Origin of the sequence: Ligilactobacillus sp., from assembly GCF_036846325.1 — a bacterium.
Lineage (GTDB): Bacteria > Bacillota > Bacilli > Lactobacillales > Lactobacillaceae > Ligilactobacillus.
The window spans coordinates 1-2,859 of the sequence record NZ_DAIUCE010000155.1; the positions used below are offsets into that span (position 1 = coordinate 1).

Below are 2,859 nucleotides of genomic sequence, written 5' to 3' on the forward strand. Positions count from 1 at the left end.
ATTTGATATTTAGTACACTGTATTTATCATAATGAACCGGTGAAAAAGAGGAGTAGGGAAGAAGACCGCACAGAGAGTGGACGGATTGCTGCAAAGTCCAACGGATCGACTTTTCGAAAGACACTTTCGAGGCGTGCTTGATGAGAGCACCGCGACGTGGCGCGTTATCCCTGAGTTTATAAGCCAAGGTGGTACCGTGCTTTTGCGCCCTTGTCAGTCAGAGATGACTGATGGGGCTTTTTTGATGCCGGAAAATCAACAGGAGGAATTGAAAATGAAGTACCAACGTCCAAAGGGCACTGCCGATATTTTGCCGGGCGAGTCCGAGAAATGGCAATTTATCGAGGAAAAGGCACGTGCATTATTCAAGAAATTTCGCTATCAGGAAATGAGAACACCGATTTTTGAAAACTTTGAGGTCTTTTCAAGAACGTCCGGCGAAACTTCAGACATCGTGACAAAGGAAATGTATGATTTCCTTGACAAGGGCGACCGCCACGTTACGCTTCGTCCTGAGGGAACTGCCGGAGTCGTTCGCAGCTATGTTGAAAACAAGCTTTACGGACCGGAAGTTCAAAAGCCGTTCAAGACATATTACATCGGACCGATGTTTCGCTATGAGCGCCCTCAGGCCGGACGTTTCCGTGAATTTCACCAAATCGGCGTCGAAGCATTTGGCGTCGACAATCCGACGCTTGACGTCGAAGTCATCGCAATGGCAATTGAACTTCTCAAGAGTTTCGGCTTGAACAGCCTCAAGCTGGCTTTGAACACGCTTGGCGACAATGAGTCGCGTGCCGCTTACCGTCAGGCCTTGATTGACTATCTCGAGCCCTTTGAAGCAGAGCTCTCAGATGATTCAAAGGAACGTCTTCACAAAAACCCGTTGCGCGTACTGGATTCAAAAGATGCAGGCGATCAGAAAATCGTTGAGGGAGCGCCTTCAATTCTGGACTATCTGACGGACGATGCAAGAAAGCACTTTGAAACGGTTAAGACTTTGCTTGATGACCTTGGCATCGAATACGAAATTGATTCGAACATGGTTCGCGGCCTTGATTACTACAACCATACGATTTTTGAAATCATGAGCGATTCCAAGGTCTTTTCAGGCAAGTGGACGACCGTTTGTGCCGGCGGACGCTATAACGGTCTGGTTGAACAGCTTGGCGGACCTGAAACGCCGGGCATCGGCTTTGCTCTTGGCGTTGAGCGTTTGCTGCTTATCTTGGAGGCAGAAGAGGATGCATTTGACATCGAAAACGATCTTGACGTTTACGTTGTCGGCATCGGTGAAAGCACGAATGCTGAAACGCTTAAGATTGCAATGTCATTGAGACGTCAGGGATTCAGTGCCGATCGCGATTATCTGTCGCGCAAGCCAAAGGCGCAATTCAAGACGGCAAGCAAGCTTGACGCCAAGTATACCTTGACGATCGGCGAAACGGAACTTGCCGAAGGAAAAGCTAATTTGAAGAAAATGGAAACAGGCGAAGAAATAAGCGTTTCCTTAAATGATGTTTATGAAGACTTTGCAAAACTTGCAAAGTAGGAAAGGAAGATATTAAATGAAGCGAACGACATACGCTGGATTGGTCGATGAAAAGTATCTCGGTCAAGAAGTGGTTTTGAAAGGCTGGGTACAAAAAAGCCGCAATTTGGGAAATTTGATTTTTGCAGACCTTCGCGATCGTGAAGGCTTGGTTCAGCTTGTTTTCAGTCATGAAATTTCAGAAGAAGCATTCAAAATTGCCGAAACGCTTAAAAGCGAATACGTAATCGAAATCGTCGGCAAGGTCGTCAGTCGTGCCGATAATGCCGTCAACCCGAATATGAAAACCGGCAAGATCGAAGTTGAAACAAGCAGGGTCACGATTTTAAACGAAGCAAAAACGACTCCGTTCAGCATCGAAGACGATACGACAGCAACTGACGACACTCGTCTGCGTTATCGTTATCTCGATTTGCGTCGTCCTGAAATGCAGCGTTCTTTGATGATCAGAAATCGAATCACGCAAACCGTTCATCGTTATTTGGATGAAAACCATTTTCTTGACATCGAAACGCCTTATTTGACGCGCTCGACTCCTGAAGGTGCCCGTGATTATCTGGTTCCGTCGCGTGTTTATCCGGGACATTTCTACGCGCTTCCGCAATCACCGCAGCTCTTTAAGCAATTGCTGATGGGGGCAGGCTATGATCGCTATTATCAAATTGCGCGCTGCTTCCGTGATGAGGATCTGCGCGGTGATCGTCAGCCTGAATTTACTCAGATCGATATGGAAATGTCATTCATGACGGCTGATGAAATTCGCGAAATGACGGAAGGCTTGCTGAAAGCAGTCATGAAAGAAACTCTTGGAATCGAAATTGAAACGCCGATCAAGCAGATTACTTGGAACGAAGCGATGGATCGTTTCGGTTCAGACAAGCCGGACATTCGTTTTGGCATGGAATTGCAGGATATGGCAGAAGTCGTCAAGGGTGCCGGCTTTAAGGTCTTTGATTCGGCGCTTGAAAACGGCGGTCAGGTCAAAGCAATCGTCGTTCCTGGCGGTGCTGACAAGTATTCGCGCAAAAAGATCGAAGAAAAGCAGGAATACATCAAGCGTTTCGGCGCCAAAGGCTTGGCTTGGATGAAAGTGACGGACGAAGGCTTGGCCGGTCCCGTTTCCAAGTTCTTCAAAGAAAAGGAAGCAGAAGTCAAAGAAGCAACCGGTGCCAAAGCTGGCGACCTGTTGTTGTTCGTTGCCGACAATCGCAAGGTCGTTGCTGATTCTCTTGGATATTTGCGCGTTTCGATCGCAAAGGAACTCGATCTGATTGATGATTCCGAATTTGCGTTCGTCTGGGTCGTTG

At 47.4% G+C, this 2,859-nt stretch carries 2 protein-coding genes; both read left to right on the plus strand.

The genetic code is table 11. The annotated features are described in order from the left end of the window. Positions 1-274 precede the first annotated feature (274 nt). Positions 275-1,552, plus strand: a complete 1,278-nt coding sequence (hisS, locus tag V7Z60_RS09610; RefSeq protein ID WP_334117593.1) for a histidine--tRNA ligase — start codon at positions 275-277, stop codon at positions 1,550-1,552. 16 nt (positions 1,553-1,568) lie between these two features. Beyond that, positions 1,569-2,859 (plus strand): aspartate--tRNA ligase (aspS, locus tag V7Z60_RS09615; RefSeq protein WP_334117594.1); only part of this gene is annotated, 1,291 nt, incomplete at its 3' end.